12 protein-coding genes are annotated in these 20,823 nt (G+C 54.0%); 6 read left to right on the top strand and 6 right to left on the bottom strand.

The window, feature by feature from the left end; all coding sequences use genetic code 11:
• Positions 1–6: 6 nt before the first annotated feature.
• The 6 genes from BFW38_RS17210 to BFW38_RS17190 form a co-directional block, all read right to left on the bottom strand.
• Positions 7–774: a thioesterase II family protein gene (locus tag BFW38_RS17210; protein WP_084004746.1), complete on the bottom strand. Its 768-nt coding sequence runs from the start codon at positions 772–774 to the stop codon at positions 7–9.
• The gene (locus BFW38_RS17205; RefSeq protein WP_069000034.1) at positions 771–1,889 is read right to left on the bottom strand and encodes a saccharopine dehydrogenase NADP-binding domain-containing protein; all 1,119 of its coding nucleotides are present in this window, start codon (positions 1,887–1,889) and stop codon (positions 771–773) included. Before BFW38_RS17205 ends, BFW38_RS17210 begins: the two co-directional genes overlap by 4 nt.
• Complete coding sequence (locus BFW38_RS17200) at positions 1,886–5,929, bottom strand: amino acid adenylation domain-containing protein (protein ID WP_218186450.1); 4,044 nt, start codon at positions 5,927–5,929, stop codon at positions 1,886–1,888. The genes BFW38_RS17205 and BFW38_RS17200 overlap by 4 nt, the downstream gene beginning before the upstream one ends.
• Before the next feature lie 21 nt (positions 5,930–5,950).
• The gene (locus BFW38_RS18065; protein ID WP_218186449.1) at positions 5,951–7,426 is read right to left on the bottom strand and encodes a condensation domain-containing protein; all 1,476 of its coding nucleotides are present in this window, start codon (positions 7,424–7,426) and stop codon (positions 5,951–5,953) included.
• Complete coding sequence (locus tag BFW38_RS17195) at positions 7,423–10,884, bottom strand: non-ribosomal peptide synthetase (protein WP_175401008.1); 3,462 nt, start codon at positions 10,882–10,884, stop codon at positions 7,423–7,425. The genes BFW38_RS18065 and BFW38_RS17195 overlap by 4 nt, the downstream gene beginning before the upstream one ends.
• Before the next feature lie 164 nt (positions 10,885–11,048).
• Positions 11,049–12,728: a (2,3-dihydroxybenzoyl)adenylate synthase gene (locus BFW38_RS17190; protein WP_069000032.1), complete on the bottom strand. Its 1,680-nt coding sequence runs from the start codon at positions 12,726–12,728 to the stop codon at positions 11,049–11,051.
• A gap of 409 nt (positions 12,729–13,137) precedes the next feature.
• Between BFW38_RS17190 and BFW38_RS17185 the strand changes: the two genes are divergently transcribed.
• From BFW38_RS17185 to BFW38_RS17160, 6 genes are all read left to right on the top strand, one after another.
• A complete protein-coding gene (locus tag BFW38_RS17185) occupies positions 13,138–14,052 on the top strand; it encodes a helix-turn-helix domain-containing protein (protein ID WP_069000031.1) in 915 nt (304 codons plus the stop codon).
• A gap of 162 nt (positions 14,053–14,214) precedes the next feature.
• Positions 14,215–16,575, top strand: coding sequence for a TonB-dependent siderophore receptor (locus BFW38_RS17180; protein ID WP_218186448.1), 2,361 nt, complete (start codon positions 14,215–14,217; stop codon positions 16,573–16,575).
• Positions 16,576–16,590: 15 nt separating this feature from the next.
• Complete coding sequence (locus BFW38_RS17175) at positions 16,591–17,553, top strand: PepSY-associated TM helix domain-containing protein (RefSeq protein ID WP_069000030.1); 963 nt, start codon at positions 16,591–16,593, stop codon at positions 17,551–17,553.
• A 40-nt stretch (positions 17,554–17,593) separates the two neighbouring features.
• Positions 17,594–18,763 carry an ABC transporter substrate-binding protein gene (locus BFW38_RS17170; protein WP_218186447.1) on the top strand — a complete coding sequence of 390 codons (1,170 nt, stop codon included), beginning with the start codon at positions 17,594–17,596 and terminating at the stop codon, positions 18,761–18,763.
• Positions 18,764–18,871: 108 nt separating this feature from the next.
• Positions 18,872–19,975, top strand: coding sequence for a FecCD family ABC transporter permease (locus tag BFW38_RS17165; protein ID WP_084004744.1), 1,104 nt, complete (start codon positions 18,872–18,874; stop codon positions 19,973–19,975).
• The gene (locus BFW38_RS17160) at positions 19,972–20,802 is read left to right on the top strand and encodes an ABC transporter ATP-binding protein (RefSeq protein WP_218186446.1); all 831 of its coding nucleotides are present in this window, start codon (positions 19,972–19,974) and stop codon (positions 20,800–20,802) included. The genes BFW38_RS17165 and BFW38_RS17160 overlap by 4 nt, the downstream gene beginning before the upstream one ends.
• Positions 20,803–20,823: the final 21 nt, after the last annotated feature.

Below are 20,823 nucleotides of genomic sequence, written 5' to 3'. Positions count from 1 at the left end.
GGGCATTTAGGCCCAGTCATGCCAAGTCGGCGTAAGTACATCAGCGAGTTGATGCTTTATCGCCGCCAATAACGGCACTTGCTGCGCAACGAGATAAAAATGTCCACCAGAGAACACATATTCATCCAGAGGACACGCCGAAGCAGACTGCCAAGCCGCCGCCTCTACCTCATTGACTTCATCATCGACATCACCACGCAACACGGTAATAGGGCAATCCAGCCTCACAGGGACATCACGGTGATACTGCTCAATCAACCGATAATCCTCGCGTAAAGCCGGCATGAATAAAGCTCTAAGTGCGGGATCACCCAGCACCGTCCCCATTTCCTCAGACTGTTGACGCACATCGTCCAACAACGTTTGCTCATCAGCCCGATGTAAAGATCCCGACCTTTGACAATGAGGCGCCGGGTGACCCGATACAAATAAATGCATCGGTGCCATCCCCTGCGCTTCTAATCGCACCGTCACCTCATAGGCCAATGCAGCGCCCATGCTGTGGCCCAGGAGCGCGATGGGGCGATGACTTAATGGATGACAGGCACGCGCAACATGGTCCGCCATCGATAATAAAGTGTCGGGAAAGTCTGATTGCTGACGAGTCCCTCGCCCAGGATACTGAACTGCCCATAAGGCAATGGCATCAGGCAACTGATCAGCCCAATCACGAAAGAAATGGGGCATGCCGCCCGCATGAGGACAACACACTAAATGCAACTGAGCCCGAGGGTGGTCAGAGAGCGGGGTCAGCCAGGCGGAAGACCTCATCATAACGCGCCCTCTTCAATATTAACGGTCGCCCAGGCCCCTTCGTGCTGCTGTATTTTGAAGTCAGGCCATGCCTGTACTAGCCCTTGTAGACAGGCTTGAGGATTCAATACTTGTGCCGCGAAGTGAACACCATCATCCAACTCAGGTATCGCTCGCACCGTCTGGGCGGCCATATGTCCGGTCAAATGAAATCCTTGTGAGACCTGAACCCAGAGACTGCGTTGAAGAGGCGACCCCTTAGCCCAACCGCTGGCTTCAACCGCCAAGACCTGATAAGCCGGGCGACCCGCCACATCTAATTGGCTCGCTTGTATCAAGGCCGTCATGGCCTCTTCAGCCTTCACGTCGCCCCGCCCTTGCAAACGTTGCAATGCTTGGAACAGATAGCCCTCTTCCATCAAATTCATCGCCCAACCCTGCTCAACGCCCAACTGCTGAAACAGCCTTTGAGCCTCTCGACTTAAATAAGGCCAGGCCAGCAAACGAGGTTGGCGAGTCCATGGACGATAAGGCAGATCCATCGCATCACGAGAGGAAGCAATCTGGCCATGCCGCCAATAGGCCTGAACCGTACCGAAATCATACTGAGGGTCTAGGCTCAGCCAGAAATCCTCCGCCGCGGCAGGAGAAAAGGCTTCTCGTCCACCGGCATAACAGGTCATCTGCTCAATGTGCTCAAACTGATCGGCTAAATATCGCGGCAACAAACCGGACAGGCCAGGCAACATGCCCGCCGAAACGACGGCAACAGTCCGACCTGCAGGCTGCTTCATGAGGCGCTCATATAAGACGTCATCCCCCCCGACATCCACATAAGCGGCTTGGTGATGCTGGGCCACCAGCGCGACCTGGTCCAATATGCGATAGCTGGGGCCTGCACAATTAAGCACGACATCCGCCCCAGCGACAAAATGATCCAGAGATGCGGGATCATCCAAATCCACATATTGTGTGGTCACGGTAGCACCGGCCGACGCACATACGGCCGATAGGGATTGCAACCGCTCAGGTGCTCGGCTGCCTAACCGTAAATCGCCATAATCGGCCAGTGCCGCAGCCGCCACCTGTCCCACATGGCCCGAAGCCCCAACGATAGCGACACCAGGTCGAGTCATACCGTCACCTCCGGTTGCGTATCGACCAACGCCTTCGCCACCGCACTGACCCGAGGTGAGGCCATACAACTGAAGTGATCGCCTGGCACATCGACAATACGCAACTGTCCCTGACACAACTGGTCCCAATAACGGCTCATATCTCGATGCATGCCCGGCAGCACTTGAAGTTCACCTGATTGACGAATGAATGTCATATCGCCCTCATAAGGTGTCGCTTGGTGCTGTGCCACAGCGGCTAAACTGTGCTTGAGTACCACCAGCTGCTGGCGTAACCAGTCCAGATCACTGAGCTCAGAATCCGATAACCGCATGCTCTGGCTGATGGCCGCTAAACGCGCCTCATCACCTTTATGGGCTAATGCATGCAAAGCCTCCAAGGCCGCATGTGTCTGCTCATCATCTTCAACCTGGCGCCAAGCGTCTTGGGGAATGCGCCCAGGTGAGCGCAATAAGATTCGACTGAGCACGGTTTCCAAACTGCTTTCTTGCACGGGATAACCCAAAGCGTGTAAATCCGCCTGCATCACCCGAGCAAAGACATACTCGGCGATCAGGTCATCCTCGATCATGAACGGCACGCGATAGCTACTAATCACCGTCAATTCATCAACCTTAACGCTATGATCTTGCAAGGAATGCGCAAGTTCTGTCGCCAGCAAACCGCCTAAACAATAACCGACAATACTGACCTGGCGATGCCCCGCCTCCACAATCGCCGCGGCATAATGCGCTGCCAATTGATGAATCGCATGATCAGGATCAAGCGCGAGATACGCCTCAACTGAAGGCAGTGCGACCCCTTCAATATGGCCATCCAGCTCTGCAAATAACGCTCGGTAAGGCGACAAGGTGCCACTGCCATCGTGGACAAAAATCCGGCGTGGCCCAGTGGCCGATGTCTTAATAGGCACCAGGGTAGGCGTTAAGGTTGCAGCCTGAGGGGAAGAGGCCTCAAGCGGGCGTAACGCTTGAGCTAGCGCTGCAATTGTGGGTTGGTTTAACAGCTGTCGCAGCAACTGATCCCAGCTCATCAACCGTGAGATAGGCACTTGTTCTCGAATGCGGCCGACAAGCTGTGCCACCAAAAGAGAATCGCCACCTAGCGCAAAGAAATCCTGATCACGGCCGACACTGGCCCGTTGCAAAGTAGACTGCCATACCGCCGCCAATGCCTGTTCTAATTCATCTCTGGGCGCTTCGACTTCAACCTGATCCTGTATACCCTGATCAGTCGTCAGTGCCATCAATGCCTGGCGATCAATTTTACCATTGGCAGTCACCGGTAACGCATCCAAGATATGATACTCACTCGGCAACATATAACCGGGTAAACGCTCGGCCAGATGTGCCTGTAACTGAGCCGGCGTCAATACCGCTTGATGACTTTTAAAACGTGCCATAAATAAATGCTGGCCAATGGCCGACATGGCCTGATCCAGGTCGTGAACGCCATTGGCGTCAGGGAGACAGAGCGTCTGCTCGGCCCCTGCATCCTCTAACAAAGAGAGCCACTGAGAGCGCTGAATGAACGTTGTATCCAACTCAGCCCTAAAATCATCAAAGGCGGTAAGGCCTTCCTTAAACTCCATGGAGGCCATAATCTGATAAGTATCCCGTGTGGCCTCGATAAAAATCAGCCACCCCCCGGGTACCAGTATCTGTTTCAATCGAGACAACACCTGAGCCGCATGCTGAGCGTTATGCAGCACATTGGCACAGAGGATGACATCCACGGAATTGGCCTCAACCCCTTGAGCCCAATAATCCTCATTCAGATCGAATAAGCCATAACGCACCCAGGGGTAATCCGCAAAGTGTTCACGGGCTTCGTTCAAGAAATAATGGGATAAATCCGTGAAGTAGTAATCAACCGGCAGGCCATCAAGCGCGGGAATCAAGTCTGAGCTGGTACCACCCACACCGGCCCCCACTTCCAATAGCCGCAAGGGGCGCTCATTAGAATGCGTTGCGGCAAGTTGCCGAACCGCCGCACACACCGCTTGATTTAAGTACTGATTGATCAAGTTACGACGATAAGCCCCATCAGCAACGTCAGTACGCCCTTCCGGAAAGAGCAGATGTAAAGGATCGAGTTGGCCACTCATCAACTCAGGCAAGCGGTCCTGACTGTCCTTCAGATAACGCAGCACCTCTCGTCCCCAACCCACTTGAGGCTCCAACACATCAATCGTCTGCCACAAAGCTGCGACATCATCAGCACTGACATTGAGACCATAATAGGCCTTTCCTTTGGGGTCCCATGATAACAGCCCCTCATTGACCAACACTTTCAGCCACCGTCGAATTAATCGCTGATGGCGCGGCGCCACGTCACATACACGATAAATCTCATCCAGGGAATAATGCTGGTCCAGCGCTTCGAACAATCCCGGCCGCTTTAAGGCCACGCCCATAGAGAGCAATGCGGCCCGCTCAACCGCCGCAGACATCTCATGAATCGCCTCGGGGGATAAATCCGCACTCACCGCATGCGCGGCGGCTTGAGTCGACTCGACTAACCCTTCAGGCCATGCACAATCCTGTCCGCTTTGGGGCTGTACATAAGCACTTAAATGACGCTCCAACGCCGAGGCCCCCTGAGCGACAACCGCACTGGCCGCAACATCGGGGTGCGTCAGCAGTGCCGTTTCGACTTCACTCAACTCGATACGGTGACCCCGAACCTTAACCTGGAAATCTTCCCGTCCCAGAAACTCAATATGACCATCGGCCATATAGCGCCCCAGGTCGCCTGTTCGGTACAGGCGCTCGCCCGTTTCGGGGTGCACAAGAAAACGTTCAGCCGTTTTCTCTGGATCCCCCAAATACCCCAGCGCTAACCCCATACCGCCAATATAAATCTCGCCGATCACGCCGTCAGGGCAAGGGGCTAAAGCCGCGTTAAGCACATGACATTGCTGATTAGAAAGTGGCTTACCATAAGGGATACTGCGCCAATGAGGATCAACCGCATCAATGGGATAAGCAATTGACCAAATCGCGGCTTCTGTCGCGCCTCCCAGGCTAATCAGTCGCAGGCCGGGCAACCAATGGTCTCGCTCTTCGGGGAGATTGAGCGGCAACCAATCACCAGACAGCAGCGCTAACCGCAAAGTCTCAGGCGCAGCGGTCGGTTCAGCCCGAAGATAGTGCAGCAACATTTGCAATTGCGCGGGAACCGAATTCCAAAGCGTGACGTGATGACGGCGACAGCATAGCGCCCAATGCGAAGGATCATTACGCTGATCGGCTTCCGGCAGTACTAACGTAGCACCAGCGGCCAGAACACCAAAAATATCGTAGACCGATAAATCAAAACTGAGATTCGCCAGGCCAATCATTCGATCAGCAGCCGTCACATCAAAGCGCCGATTAATATCCAGCACGGTATTTAAAGCCGCCTGATGGCTGATCATGACGCCCTTGGGCACCCCCGTTGATCCCGAGGTATAAATAACATAAGCCAGAGCATCGGGCTGAACCAGCGGCATCGGTATCCAGGGTTGATCCTGCCTCACCGCATCCGCTGGGCGGCCGTCGGTACGGCTCGTAAGGGGTATGCTGGCCTTAAGGGCTCGACTGGTCTTAAGAGCGAGGCCGTTCTCCAACGCAATGCACTGAGTGAACGCTTCAGGCCATGCCAGATCACGGCTGCCCGCGTCGGTTAACACACAGCGAACGTCCGCGCTCGCCAGAATGGTTGCCATACGGGCCATCGGTTGAGCCGGATCCAAAGGCAAATAAGCGGCACCTGCACATAAAATACCGAGTACAGCCACGACCTGATCTGGCGATTTGGCCATACAGATCGCCACTCGCTCTCCCGGCTGACACCCAGTCTGTAAGAGCCGCTGAGCGAATACTTGGGCCTGCTTGACTAGCTCGCCATAAGTGTATGTGCGCTCCCCCTGAACCACCGCAGTGGCTTCTGGCGCTCGGTGGGTCGCAGCCCAGACTGGCTGATGCAAGCCTCCACGGGGCAACACATCTTGCGTCTGGTTGACGGCTTGGCGGCGTGCAGCTTGCGCATCGGGCAAGGCCACCACAGTGGACTGTTGTCAGCACTGCGCATGGGTCGCCAGTGATCGCACCAAAGCCTGAAAACTATCAAACATGTCATCCAGTAAGGTCTGCGAAAATGCCGCCTGTCGACAATCCCAATTGATTGATAATGCATCACCCTGCTCTGCGACCTGACAATCGATCAGCACTTGCGGGGTTTGGGTCATGGCATCGACCAGCGTCGTACCAGGTAACAGTGACTCAGCACCATGAGCCTGACGGGCCCCTAAGGTACTGGTATAAGCATAAGGAAGTAACGCCGCCTCACGGCCATGCTGGCGCCCCACCTCACGTAACACCTCAACACCAGAAAATAAGCGATGATCCATGTCTTGCCACAAACGACGCTGGAGACGTTTAGCGCGTTCAGCAAAGCTCATCGAGTTCCCTTCGGCCGTCTGTTCCACCGATGGATCAATCGCCAACACCTCGACAGCACTGAAGTCACCAATTAACTGATCCACCTCCGGATGGAGCGGTAGCCGGTTCAGTAATGTCAGGCTAAGGCAGAACTGATCCCGCCGACTCCAACGCCTCAATACTTCGGCATATGCCGCCAGCACAGCAACTGAAACGCCGATTCCGGCATCCGCGGCATGCTGCTGTAATCGGGCATAGTCGGCGCGACTGAGTTGAAAGTGGCGCCGATCAAAATCAGGTGACCAAGGTTCAGGGGCTTGAGAGACGGGTAAATCAGGCGCGCCAGGCCAATGTTCAATAAGAGGATGCCAGTATTGCTGATCACTTTGATACTGAGCAGAAGCGCGTTGGTGCCGCTCGGCCAACACATAGTCTCGAAAGCTGAGCGCAGGTTCAGCCGCAGGCGCGCTCCCCAGGTAAAGCGCCGCCAACTCGCCTAACAACATGCGAATGCTTTGATAATCACACACGAGTAAATCAACGGATAAATGAAGATGGCAGGCATCGCCATTCCCAGTCACAACCCAATCCACAAGAGGCCATTGAGCAGGTGATTGTGAACGAATCATCAAACGCTGGCGGACGCTCTCACGCTGCTCGACCGACTGGACCTCAATCGCATAGTGAGGCACACGCTCAAGTATCTGTTGATAGCCATCCGCGTGCACGACGGCACGTAACATGCCATGTCGCTGGATCAAGTGATTCCATACTTTTTCCAATTGAGGCACATCCAATGCGGGCCACTTAAACTCCAAATAGCCGTGGCAGGCTACGCCGCCATAAGTAAACGCGGGGTTCCGTCCCATGAGATAAGCCGCCTGCACATCCGTAAGCGGAAAAGGCTCATACCAAGCTGAGGGATCAGGTTGCAACGCGTCAGGGGTCGTCTGAGCCAAAAGATCCAATAACGCGGTTTTATGATGCTTCAACTCGCTCAATAAGGCCTCATTCATCACCCCAACAGGGGCGCGATAACGGAGCATGCCGTTGTCCGACCACAATACGACCCCAAGCGATTCAAGTTCCGCTTGTAATCCCTGAATTGTCATAATGCGCCTTCCTCTATGGTTGAAGCCTTCTCGATGGCCTGGGAGTGTTGAATCACGCCTTGCTGTTTCAGCAACGCAGCTTGATCAGCGACAGATGTCGCCTCAAAGAAATCACTGAGTTTCAAAGTCAGATTGAATTCGCGGGACAACGCATCCAATAAGCGGGTCGCCAGCAAACTATTGCCACCCACACTGAAAAATCGTTGGTGACGCCCGACCTCATCCAGCGCCAACAAATCACACCAGTGTTGGGCAATGGTGTGTTCAAGCTCGCCTTGGGGGCGCTCTTCAACCTCGGGATGCGTGTGTTGAATTAACGTACTGATGTGATGAAGCAGCTGCTCACGGTCGACCTTGCCATTGCGGCTGAGCGGCCAATCCTGACGGATGTCGCAATATTCCGGCAGCATGTGGCTGGGCAACCACTGAGCCGCTGCAGTTTGAATATCCTCAACCTCAGGCATCGGCTGTGCGTCATCAACAAGCACTGCGGCCACCAGCGTAGGGCTGTCTCCGGGCAACACCATGGCCATAGCCCGATTAACCGCCGTGTGACGCATCAGTGCGGTTTCAATTTCCGCCAACTCGATGCGAAAACCGCGTACTTTCACTTGATGATCTTCTCGACCCAGAAACTCCAGCGTGCCATCAGGCCAATAGCGTCCTCTATCGCCAGTGCGATACCAACGCTGCCCCAAAGACTCAACAAAGCGTTCCGCCGTCAGCTGAGGTTGTGCACGATAACCCCGCGCCACACCGGCGCCACCAATCCACAGCTCTCCGGCCACCCAATCCGGGCAGTCTTGCCCTTGAGTATCAACCACCCGAAAACACTGATTAGCCAAAGGATGACCGTAGGGGATCGTGCGCCACTGGGCAGGCAATGGCAGCGATACGTCCTGAATATTGGACCAAATCGACGCTTCTGTAGCACCACCGAGCGCGAGGAACTGGGCATGAGGACACACAGAGGCTAGACGTTCCGGCAAGTCCAAACCGATCCAATCGCCGGACAGCAAGACATAACGTAACGACGCAAAGGCCCTCTCAGGAGGACCGCACAATAGCCACATATCCAACAAAGCCGGCACGCTATTCCATATCGTGACTCGGTGCTGCTGAATCAATGACCACCAGACTTCAGGCGCCTTTCGGTGAGCCTCATCCGGTAAGACCAGAGCTCCGCCAACACGCCAAAGCGCAAAAAGATCAAAGACCGATAAATCAAAATCCAACGCGGCCAGCCCCAGCACCCGGTCATCCGCATTGAATGCATAGCGTTGCTGTAATCCGGCCAGCGTATTCATGGCCGCTTGATGTGTGATTTCAACGCCTTTTGGCATCCCCGTACTGCCCGACGTGAAAATGACATAGGCGAGGTCTTCGGCCGCTACATTCACAGGCTCAGGCAAAGGCCTATGTTGCACGGCCTGTTCAATGCTGATTAAGCGCGCCTGCTGAGGCCAGCGCCGAGCCTCACATTCAGCCTCAATCGTCAGTACATGGTTGACCCCGGCCTGACGCAAGATGGCACTGCGACGAGCGATCGGCTGCTCCATTCCGACCGGAATATAGTGCGCACCACAGGCCAGAACCCCGACCACCGCCACCACCTGCTCAGCCCCCTTGGGCGAAGTCACGACAACGCCGTCACCAGGACACACACCCGCGTCCTGCAAAGCGCCCGCCACCGCCAGCGCCTGATCCGCCAGTGCTTGATAGGTCAAAGAAGGACCCTGTTCAGGCATCACAGCCCATCGCTCCGGTGCGATGCGGGCTTGCGCGAAAAGTCCTGAATGTAAGCGCTCGACAGCCGACTGCTGAGCCACCAAGGGATGCTGCGTATCATTGGCCCTTTGGCGCTGTCGTTGTTGTGATTCGGGCAAGGCAATCGTGAACTCGGACGACCAATCCCCTGCGATCAACTGATTGAGCAAGGCACAGTAAGCGCTAAAAAGATCATCCAACAGGCCTTCAGGAAACAAGGCATCGACGGCATCCCAATTCAATAACACACCATCGGCCATGGGATAGCTCTGGTGATCCAACCAAACCTGAGGGGTTTGCGACAAAGCCCAACCCGGCTGACCCAGCGTCTGCTCACTGGCACGATCCATAAAAGGCGTGCCCAAATTGCAAGCAAACACCACCGGTGCTCCCTGTCCGCCTTGCTGGGTCCACTCTCGTAATACCTCAACACCGGGCCAGGCGTTATGCGCCATATTTTGATGCAGCTGATGCTGAACTGATCGAGCGGCATCAACAAAGCAAACGCTAGAAGAGAAATCCATGGGCAACAACACCAGATTAGAAAAATCCGCCACCATGTCGGCCACGTCTGGTGTCAAAAACTGGCGATCAAACAACGGTAAATTCAGGACGAAACGAGGGTGCTGGCTCCAACGCGCCAGCACCATGCCATACGCCGTCGCCAAGGCGGCAGCCAAGGTGACGCCATAGTGCCGTGCGTGGCTTTCCAACGCGGCCACTTGTTCATGAGACAACATCATTTGACGTCGAGTGAAGCGGGGCGCCTCAAGCTGCTCAGGCTGACACCGCAAGGGCAGCTGGGGCGGCCCTGAGAAATGTGACAAACACTCCCGCCAATAAGCCTGATCAGCCGCCACGGATGATGGAGATTGGCGTTGATTGACAGCCTTCAGATAAGCAGGGAAAGAGAGCGTCAAATCAGGTAACGAGTCCCCTTCTCCCCGATAAAACGTGGCCAGATCCCGCAAGATCACGCCCAAGCTCAGTACATCAGCAACCAGTAAATCAATATTCAGATGCAGGCGGGTTCGTCCCTCCGGCAATAGACTCAACTGCACATCAAACACTTGACCCGCTTCAATATTGAGACGTCGGTGCGACAAGGTTTCACGCAGCGCCTCCAGATAATCATCGACAGCAGTGCTCTCATCATCCTGTAAGTGATGTACGGTCAGCGTAAACGACTCAACTTCAGGCTGAATCACCTGACGCCCCTCCGGCAAAAAACAGGCTCTTAACATGCCATGCCGTTGACGCAATAGATCAATCGCTTGCCTCAACCGCTCAGGCTCAAGCGCTGCCCCCTCCAGCTCCTGGTATAATTGACAAGCCACGCCACCCAGACTTTGATGCGCTTGCCGTCCGAGCCAATAAGCTTGCTGCAGCGGTGTCAGCTCAAAAGGCTGGGATGAGTCAATCTCATCAGTCCCGCCCCCCCTCTCATCGGCCACAGCGTTCGCGGCTAATGCTTCCCAAGCACGCAGCACAGGCGTCTCGATAAGCTCAGCGAAACTCACCTGAACACCTCGCTGGGCCGCAAGCAAAGCGGGTAGCCGCATGATACTGATGGAATCCAAGCCTTGCTCAATCAAAGACTGCTCAGCATTAATCTCATCCGGCGCTAAATCCAGAATAGGTGATAGCCACTCTCTCAGTGGCCAGGCTGGTGTTTCACAAGATGCCGTCATGGCATAACTCCCATTGATCATTCGGCTCATGAGCCCCTGCATGTGTGATACCGACAGAAGCCAAGAAATCTTCAAATCGCACGATTTTGCTAAACACACGACGCTTTTAAGCACACTGGCGCCGCCCAGACAGAGCACACGCAGAGGCTTAAACTTGGGTGGGATTAACTCGATACAGGAATATCGGGTTCAAGAGAGGACAAAAGCTGCTGCTGTAAGGCAGCTCTCAGGTGCTGACGACTGACTTTACCGACACCAGTACTCGGAAACTCATCAATAAACTGAAAGCGATCGGGTAATTTAAAGGCGGCTAGCCCTTGCTGACTCAAATGGCGCTTCAAAGCTGCGGCACTCACGGCTTCACGCGCCAGGACAAAGGCACAGGCCCGCTCACCTAGAAAATCATCAGGCATTGCGACAAGCGCCACATCAACCACAGCGGGATGTGAAAGTAAGAGGTTTTCGACTTCTTCAGCAGCAATTTTCTCGCCGCCACGATTAATCAAATCCTTGTCACGCCCTTCGACGATGACATCGCCATCGGGGGTCAACTCAATCCGATCACCAGAGCAATAGAAGCCATCATCAGTAAACGCCGATGCATTCGCTTCGGGATTACGGTAATAGCCTTGAATGGTATAAGGTCCACGTGTCTGAATTTGACCAACTTGTCCTGGCGGCAAGCACTGCCCTTTTTCATCCACCACTCTGATTTCATCGGCGGCCGAAATCGGCCGCCCCTGGGTATGTAAGACCCGAGACAAGTCATCATCAGGCCGAGTCATACAAATCAAGCCTTCCGCCATACCAAACACCTGTTGTAGGCGGCACCCCAACACAGGCATCACCCGCCGCGCGGCCTCATAACTCAGGCGAGCACCACCGACCTGCAACCATTGCAACGCATGAGGCGGATTACGCCCTAGCGCTACCGCTTCCATCCAAAGTAACGCCAGTGGTGGCACCAGTGCGGTATGCGTAACTTGATAACGCTCAATTAACGGAAAACAGTGTTCAGCCGTAGGCTGGCGAGCAATCACCACACATCCACCGGCATATAACGTGCCCATAAACCCCGGACAACACATGGTGAAGTTATGCGCCATGGGTAAGGCCGCCAAATACACGGTTTCAGAAGAGAACCGACAGATATCGGCACATCTTTTCAAGTTGTAGAGATACTCCCCGTGTCGACGAGGAATCAGCTTAGGCACACCCGTTGTCCCTCCTGACAACTGAAAGCACGCCACCATGTGCGGCGTCACTGAAGTCTCAACAACCGAGTGCTTTTCGTCAGGTAAGAGATAGAGCGACTGCAAAGTACGGAAGACTGTCGACTCACCAGAAATGATGACATGCTCAAGAGAGGGAAAACGCTGCTGCAAGCGTAGAGCCAAAGCCTCGAAGTCACACCCTTCAGACTGATCGACACTGATATAAGCCGATACATCAGCAAAGGCACAAAAACTGGCGAGCTCCACATCACGATGGGCCGGCAAAGCCAAGATAGGCTGCACACCCAAGCGATACAGCGCAAAACACATCTCGACAAACTCAATGCTGTTGGGCAACTGCAACAGTACCTTATCACCCGCCGAGAGCCCCAAATGAGCCAAGCCAGAAGCGAGACGATCAACCCGCTGATCAAGCTGCTGATAAGTCAGCTGTCTTTCACCATCGACTAACGCGCAAGCTTGGGGGAAACAGGATGCTGATTGCCGTAACATCGCGCCAAAGGTCTGATCACACCAGTAACCATCATGTTGATAATCTGGACGACGTGCCGCATTGGGTGGCGACTGACGCAATGAGGAATCAATAGGCAGGTCGATACGAGAATGCATGCAGCCTCCTTGGCTAAAGCATCGCCCTGCGACATAGCATTTGATTCATCGGGCATGATCAATACCAAGTGTGCTCAAAAAGCACACAACAGCCCTTAAGAAGCATAATAAGGGGCTTACACAGCGATGATCCACCGCGACAAAACACCAACACACAGGGTCAGGCAAATCAGAAAAATGATACTTATTATCAATAAGCAAATAACTGAAATGCCTCAAGCATTGTGACTTTAGATGGCCTGCTTTTTTCTTTTGATCAAAAAGCAGGGGGCACACCCCTTGAACCCTATAGGCGTCTGATACAAGCAAGGGAATTCAGTATCAAAGCAGCAATTGATAATGATTATCAATTGCTTAAAATAACTAACGTGATAGGATGAATGGACTTCAAAGTCAAGGAGAGCGCACGATGCATCTAGACATAGACAACGCGACAGCATCAGATGCAGCTAACTATTTCACACTGAGTGTCCCCAACCTGATCCACTCAACAACAGGGGATATCACCCTCAGTGCCGGCACGGTTCCGCAGCCCTCTGATCACAAAGCGCCTGCCATGTGGGTGAAAGAACCCCTTTGGAAGGGGCTCAAACTCACATTAGTGCTCAGTGGCCGTTTGGATTGCCGCGTGGATGGATATGACCCTCTGGCGATAGAAGGCCCCATGCTCTGTGCTGTCGCCAATGAAGGGGATCATTGCGGTGACCATTTATTTTCCCATGATCAACCGGTGCGCTACACCTCGGTGCAATTGGATTTTGCGGCCATAGAACAGGCCGGACTGCCGCCCGAGCAGCTACTTCCATACCATGATCAGCATCCTGTCATGTTCTGTCAGCGCGCCCCTCGCGCCTTACAAGCGCTGGCCCGACAGATTATGACCTGTCCATTACAAGGCCCGACACGGTCATTTTATCTAAGCGCAAAAGCACTCGAACTCACGGCATTAGGCATCGAAGGCTTGTTACACCCCTCTGATGCCCATGAGACCCCACCGCAACGCGGATTGTCGTCTTCCGACTTAGAAAGAATTCATGCGGCGCGTGATTTAATGTGTGGAGACCTACAGGAGGTTCATTCGCTGGCAGCGCTGGCCCGTCAGGTCGGCCTCAACACACGTAAGCTCAATGAAGGTTTTCGCCAAGCCTTTGGAACCAGTGTCCATGCTTACCGCCAAGAAATGCGCCTGCAAGAAGCCTATCGGTTACTGGCCAGTGGCGAAATAAACGTCTCCAGCGCTGCCTACCGGGTTGGCTATAGCCCCGCTCATTTTTCCATTGCATTCCGTAAACGCTTTGGGCTCTCCCCCAGCGCATTGCGTTAAGCAGCACTTGGGGGCGGTATGGCCTTGCCGATAGAAGTTCCGCAAAAGTGCAAAAAACAAAAGGGAAGGTCATAAAATCAAAAACATTCAGTCAGTCGGTCAATCCCATATTGAGATAGCATCTTATTCTCATTTGCAAAGACCTTAATATGGAGTTTTTGAATGGCCACTGATGCTCAGCACCCAGAGTACCGTTTAACACCACGACGCTTAGCGCAACCGGCAATCACAACCGGCGTACACCCCTCAGAAGAGCGCTTGGCACCTGCTTCGACACGTCAAACAATGGTATCGCTGCTGACATTCAGTGTTGGATTAGGTCTCGTGCCATGGGCTACAGATACATTCGCTACAGATACATTCGCCACAGAAATGTTAGCCACAGAAATGTTAGCCGCCGAAACCTCTACTGCAGAAACCTCTGCCACAGCCCCGAAGGCCAGACAGGAAGCCGCACAATCCGCTGAAAGCAAAGCTCAAGCTTTAGACAAAATGGTGGTGCAGGGTGAAGACAATCAGGGGCTGGTGGTTGAGCGCAGCCAAAGCGGAACCAAAACAGATACGGATTTGATGGATGTACCGCAAACACTATCCGTCATTCCTCAAGCTCAACTGGAAATCCAAAACCCCCAATCCGTAGCCGAAGCCGTACGCTATACCGCCGGGGTTCAAGACACGACCGGCGCCGCCTCTCGTCGCTTCGACTACTTTAAAGTGCGCGGTTTTGATGTCTCCAGCACAGGCATGTTGAGAGATGGTCTACGCGGCACAACGAACCAGGCCTGGCCTAAAGTGGAGCCTTACGGGCTCGAACGCATTGATGTCCTGAAGGGGCCCTCATCCGTGCTTTATGGACAAAATGCGCCTGGCGGTGTCGTCAATCAGATCAGTAAACGCCCTAAAGATGAGCCTTATCGCGAAATCATTTTAAGTGGCGGCCGCTATGATCGCCGTGAAGGCAAGTTGGATATCAGTGGGCCTTTGGATGACCAAGGCCAATATCTCTATCGCTTGACCGCACTCAAACGAGATAGCGATACCCAGATCGATCACATTGAAGACAACAAAACATTTATTGCGCCTTCTTTTACTTGGCGCCCCAGTGACACCACTGAATTAACGTTGTTAGCAGAATACAACAAGGATGAGTTCGGCGCGCCTCGAGTCTTTCTCCCCACCCGCGGCACGTTATTGAGTAACCCGAATGGCAGCATCAGCCACAATACGTTTCTTGATGAGCCGGGGTTAGATAATGAACGCACCCAATATGGGTTAGGTTATATTCTGGATCATCAACTCAACGACATTTGGACGCTCCATTCTACCGGCCGCTATAGCCATGTTGATCTCCTGACCAATACCGCCAGTGGGCGGAGTCTATCGGCAGATCTGCGCACCTATAACCGCATGGCGTACCGGTTCCGCATCGTCGGCGATGTCTATGCGCTAGATAACCGCGCTCAAGCCGACTGGCATTGGGGCGACGTCGAAATGCAGTCATTAGTCGGCGTGGACTATCGCCATACCCGCGAAGATTACTATCTACGCGCGGGTGCCGCGGCACCTATTGATATCTACGAACCGGTTTATGGCCAAGGATTCGAGCTCAATAGCACCATGAGCCGAACCTTCCAATACTCGAATCAAACGGGTATTTATGCCCAGCAACAGATGACCTTTGATCGTCAGTGGGTCCTGACATTAGGCGGACGCCAGGATTACTCCAAAACACGTACGCATGATTTACTCACCCCTGCAGGTAGCGATTCACGAAGCCATCAAAGTGATGACAAGTTGACTTACCGTGCAGGCCTGGTTTATCGCGCGGATAATGGTCTAGCACCTTATGTCAGCTATTCCACCTCATTCAATCCTTCTTTAGGCAGCGACTTTTACGGCGATGCCTACGACCCCCAAACGGCGAAGCAAGCAGAAGTCGGGATTCGCTTTCAGCCACAAGGGTTCAATAGCCTGATCACGCTATCGGCTTATCAGCTCACCCAGGAAAATGTGCTGACACAAGACCCAGACAATGAATTGAATAGAATTCAAACAGGTGAAGTTGAGATCAAAGGCGTTGAACTGGAAGGTCGAGCCAGCCTGAGTGAAGGTTTCGATGTTATTGCCAGCCTGACCTATAATGACCCTGAAGTCACCCATAGCAACGATGGCGATGCTCAAGGCAATCAGCCCACCAATACGCCCGAGAAAACGGCCTCGCTCTGGCTCGATTATACGATGCCCGCTCAATGGTTACCCGGCCTGGGCTTAGGGGCAGGCGTCCGTTATATCGGTGACACTTATGCCGACTCAGCCAATACGCTGAAAGTCCCCTCTTACACCTTGATCGATGCGCGCCTGAGTTACGACCTCGGCCAGCTGATCCAAGGGACCGAGGGCCTTCAGCTGTCAGTCAATGTTACCAACCTAACCGACAAGACCTATTACAACGGTTGCAGCCTGAACAGCTGTACGGCGGGCAAAGATCGTAACATCATCGCCAACTTGCGCTATCGCTGGTAAAGGGTGTCACGTTTCATGAAACCTGCATCGTGGCCCCAAAAAACAGCACCTCGCCAGCACTCGGGCAAGGCGCTCTGGCAACGTCGATGGCGCTTGATTCATCGCTGGGTTGCACTCATTTTAGGGCTCATCATTGCCTTACTGGGCGCCACAGGCGCCCTTTTGGAATTACGTCAGCCGATTTTAAAATGGGAAGTCGGTGAACAGGCACTGACTTTGAAGCCTCATCACCCCGATTCACCCATGCTCGCCGCCGAGAGTTGGACACAAGCGGCTCAAACCGCTTACCCCCAATTCAAACAGATTCTAGGCAGTGCGCCACCGCGTGGCGGCTTTCTCATCTCAGATAACGCCTTGGTGTTTGGCCTGTTACAAGATCGACCCGGCATGGGCGTGGCGATGATTGATCCTTACGATGGAGACGCTCGCGCGTTTTTCGTCTTCAATGACCTCTGGCTGGCTAAAATTGTGGCTTTTCACCGTAGCCTCTTGCTTCCCCCCACACTGGGCCGCCCCGTTTTGATCATCTGTGGTCTGGCGCTCACGCTCTCAATGCTAAGTGGCCTTTATCTATGGTGGCCAACACGGCGACACAGCTGGGCCAGCATGATGTTAAAACCCGGTCACCGCCGTCTGCGAGACTGGCATAACGCCAGTGCGCTCTGGCTCTATGTCCCCTTGCTGATCGTCACGTTGACCGGGCTGATCCTGAGTTTCCCCCCGAACCTGATCGGAAGCCGCTCACTGCATAGCACCGTCTCTAATCTTCATGGAACACTGATGCTTGGCACGCCAGGAGCCTGGATCTCGGGCCTGACAGGCATTGCCCTTTGCCTGCTATACGTCACTGGACTCAGTTTATGGTGGCGCCGTCGCCCACGCCGTTTAAACCGCCGCACCACACAGGCGGGGGCAACAGAAGCGGGCAACACAGACGCCCAATCAAAACTCACCACACGCTCAACTCATTCAACCTGAGCTCATCAATGCGACCGACACACGGAGAGGGAAGAGTGTCATGACAAGAACCATTACTGCTTTGTGCTACGCATGGTTATTCACACTGGCTGGGATGATGTCACCGGTTCAGGCCGACACAGGGTCATCTAAGTCCACATCGACGTCCCGCATAGAAGTCACTGACCTCGCAGGACGCCAAGTCAGTGTGCCTTTGCATGTGAATCGACTGTTATTAGGCGAAGGCCGGATGATTTATGCGCTATCGATATTAGAGGGTCATGACCCTTTCGCTCGGGTGGCCGGTTGGCAAGGTGATTTTCGTGGGCTCGATGTGCAAGGTTACGCGGCTTACCATGCCCGATTCCCTGAAGCGGACCAAGTGCCTTTGGTCGGCGGCACTTCAGCCGAGACCTTTAGTGTCGAACAAGCCCTGAACGTTAACCCAGATCTGGCCATCATGGCACTCACCGGCGGGCATGGCCCTGGCCCTCACAGCGAGGCGGTTAAACAACTCGAAGCGGCAGGCGTTCCAGTCATTTTTGTCGATTTCAGCCAACACCCACTGCGCAATACAGTACCCAGTATTCAACTGCTAGGAAAAGCCATTGGCCGAACGTCAGAAGCAGCGGCTTTTATCGACTTTTATCAGCAGAGCTTAGATCAAGTTCGAGAGCCTTTAGCAAAAGCTCGTGAAGCAGGCCAGCTCAATACCCCCTCGCTATTCATTGATATGCTGGCGGGTCTTCAGGATTGTTGTGGCTCACCAGGAGAAGGCAACTTCGGCGAACTGATCGAATTGGCCGGCGGCCATAATATCGGCGCGGACAAAATTCCCGGTGCCATTGGCACCCTAAACCCTGAGTTTATTCTCTCCAGTGATCCGGATGTTTATGTCGCCACAGGCGTCTTTGGTGAAGGCCGTGGTGGCGTGACCCTGGGATACTCCGCCACTCAAGCACAAGCCGAAAGCAGCTTGCGTGCCATTGCCTCACGCCCCCCCATCGGTGAATTAACCGCCGTACGAGCAGGTCGCGTTCATGCCATGTGGCATATTTTTTATGACTCACCAGAACACTTGATTGCCGTTCAGGCGCTGGCCAAATGGCTGCATCCCGAACTATTTAGCACATTAGACCCAGAGCAGACGCGAAAAACGCTGTATCAGCGCTTTATGCCGATCCCCCCAACAGGTGTGTTTACCGTTAGCTTACCGACGACAGCACCTTAATCGACATAGACCCCCCGGCTGAATGCCCATGGAGAGCAATTATCTCGAATCGCTTCAGCGCGGGGCTGATATCAACAATGAATCAAGACCACTGTCGCCGTGACGAATATGCCGAATACACCACCCCATAAAGGGTCGATTGAGGCCATACCCTCGTATACCTCAACACAAGAACAGCAAACTCAGTCTCATTATCAGCAACGATGGATTCGCCGCAATGCCATCATTGCCGGATTAGCTCTAGCCTTAGCATTAGCGCTGGCTACGGATGTGGCTACAGGCCCTGCGGGCATCGAGATGTCCAGGCTTTGGCAAATATTATGGGCACCGGAATCGGTGCCTCACGTTCAGGCCGTCATTGTGTGGAATGTCCGCCTTCCCTATGCACTCATGGCGGTTTTGGTGGGGGCGGCATTGGCATTGGCCGGGACCGAAATGCAGACGGTACTCAATAACCCACTCGCCAGCCCTTTCACACTTGGGGTCTCAGCGGCAGCCTCTTTTGGGGCCGCTTTAGCGATTGTCTTACAGATTGGCATTCCTGGCGTGCCAGTGCAGTATCTGATTTCAGCCAATGCGTTTTTATTTGCACTCGGTTCAGTGGCGCTTTTATATATGCTCGCCCGCTGGCGGGGGTTTAATGTCGATAGTCTGGTGTTATTTGGTATTGCCTTAGTTTTTGCCTTTAATGCACTGGTCGCCTTAATGCAGTTTGTAGCCAGTCAAGACAGCCTACAACAATTGGTCTTCTGGACGCTGGGTAGTCTCGCCCGCGCCTCCTGGGACAAGCTCATCATTCTGGCCTTGGCGCTAGCACTCTGCCTCCCCTTTTCCTTACGTCACAGCTGGTCATTAACGGCACTGACGCTTGGTGAAGACCGCGCCCAAAGTTTTGGTATCAACGTAGCACGACTTCGTCTCATGAGCCTATTACGCATCAGTCTGGTATCGGCACTGGCGGTGTCGTTCGTTGGAACCATCGGATTTATCGGGTTGATCGCCCCCCATATCGCTCGCCTGCTGGTGGGTGAAGATCATCGTTTGCTGATCCCAGCAAGTGTTCTAACCGGCGCCCTGATTATGTCCTTGGCGTCGACCGCCACCAAAGTGCTCATCCCCGGGGTACTCATCCCGGTCGGGATTGTCACGGCATTAGTGGGCATTCCCTTTTTCATGGCGATTGTCATGCGTCGTCAGGGGGGGCAACCATGAAAAAGTCAGCCATGCAGACATCACAACCCGACGCTTTAGCCCTTCGAATCAAGCAATTGAGTGTCGGTTATCGTCACCGCTCAATCGTGAGCCAAATGACCATGCCCCCGCTATACAGCGGTCAGCTCACCGCCTTGATTGGCCCCAATGGCGCAGGCAAATCCACATTACTCAGAGGGATTGCCGGGCTACACCCGGCCTCAGGCCATATTGAGTTGGGAGGGCATGACTTCTCTCGCCAACCTCAAGCAGAGCGGGCCCGACAGCTGGTTTATGTGCCGCAAAGCTTACCGGCAGGGTCCAAGCTCAGTGCTTTCGAGGCCATTCTTGCAGCCGCTATGGCGGGTCAAAAATCCGTAGGGCTAGGGCTGAATCGTCCAGCATCGGCACAACTGGATGCCGTAGAGCAACTCTTGGGTCTGCTGAATATTGACACCATTGCACACCAGCGCCTGGCAACCCTCTCCGGTGGGCAACGGCAATTGGTGGGGCTGGCCCAGGCCCTGATCAGACGCCCACAAGTCATGTTGCTAGACGAACCGACCAGCGCGCTGGATCTCTACCATCAATGCCAAGTGATTGATGCTATTTTGTCAGCCACTCGCGAACATGGGCTGATCAGCCTGATGGTTGTCCACGACATTAATCTCGCGCTGCGCTATGCCGACCAAGTGCTCGTGCTCCATGAAGGACAACTCGTCGCGCATGGCGCACCAGGAGACATCATTACGCCCGACTTGCTCGCCCAGGTTTATCAAGTCAAAGGCCATATCGCGCAGGTCAATGGCCGTTACCTACTCGATATTGAGGGGCGTTTATCCCCATAAACGCCCCTCAATCCACTCGTA

The organism is Terasakiispira papahanaumokuakeensis, assembly GCF_001709345.1.
In the GTDB taxonomy this organism is placed as follows: Bacteria; Pseudomonadota; Gammaproteobacteria; order Pseudomonadales; family Halomonadaceae; genus Terasakiispira; species Terasakiispira papahanaumokuakeensis.
The sequence above is the reverse complement of the archived record's forward strand: the minus strand, read 5'-3'. Positions and strand labels throughout refer to the sequence as shown.

Bases quoted from the DNA above. Each gene is read 5' to 3' on its own strand.
- BFW38_RS17170 (WP_218186447.1), top strand. From the start codon at position 17,594: ATGACAAGAACCATTACTGCTTTGTGCTACGCATGGTTATTCACACTG.
- BFW38_RS17190 (WP_069000032.1), bottom strand. From the start codon at position 12,728: ATGCATTCTCGTATCGACCTGCCTATTGATTCCTCATTGCGTCAGTCG.
- BFW38_RS17165 (WP_084004744.1), top strand. From the start codon at position 18,872: ATGCCGAATACACCACCCCATAAAGGGTCGATTGAGGCCATACCCTCG.
- BFW38_RS18065 (WP_218186449.1), bottom strand. From the start codon at position 7,426: ATGACAATTCAGGGATTACAAGCGGAACTTGAATCGCTTGGGGTCGTA.
- BFW38_RS17210 (WP_084004746.1), bottom strand. From the start codon at position 774: ATGATGAGGTCTTCCGCCTGGCTGACCCCGCTCTCTGACCACCCTCGG.
- BFW38_RS17205 (WP_069000034.1), bottom strand. From the start codon at position 1,889: ATGACTCGACCTGGTGTCGCTATCGTTGGGGCTTCGGGCCATGTGGGA.
- BFW38_RS17185 (WP_069000031.1), top strand. From the start codon at position 13,138: ATGCATCTAGACATAGACAACGCGACAGCATCAGATGCAGCTAACTAT.
- BFW38_RS17160 (WP_218186446.1), top strand. From the start codon at position 19,972: ATGAAAAAGTCAGCCATGCAGACATCACAACCCGACGCTTTAGCCCTT.
- BFW38_RS17195 (WP_175401008.1), bottom strand. From the start codon at position 10,884: ATGACGGCATCTTGTGAAACACCAGCCTGGCCACTGAGAGAGTGGCTA.
- BFW38_RS17180 (WP_218186448.1), top strand. From the start codon at position 14,215: ATGGCCACTGATGCTCAGCACCCAGAGTACCGTTTAACACCACGACGC.
- BFW38_RS17175 (WP_069000030.1), top strand. From the start codon at position 16,591: ATGAAACCTGCATCGTGGCCCCAAAAAACAGCACCTCGCCAGCACTCG.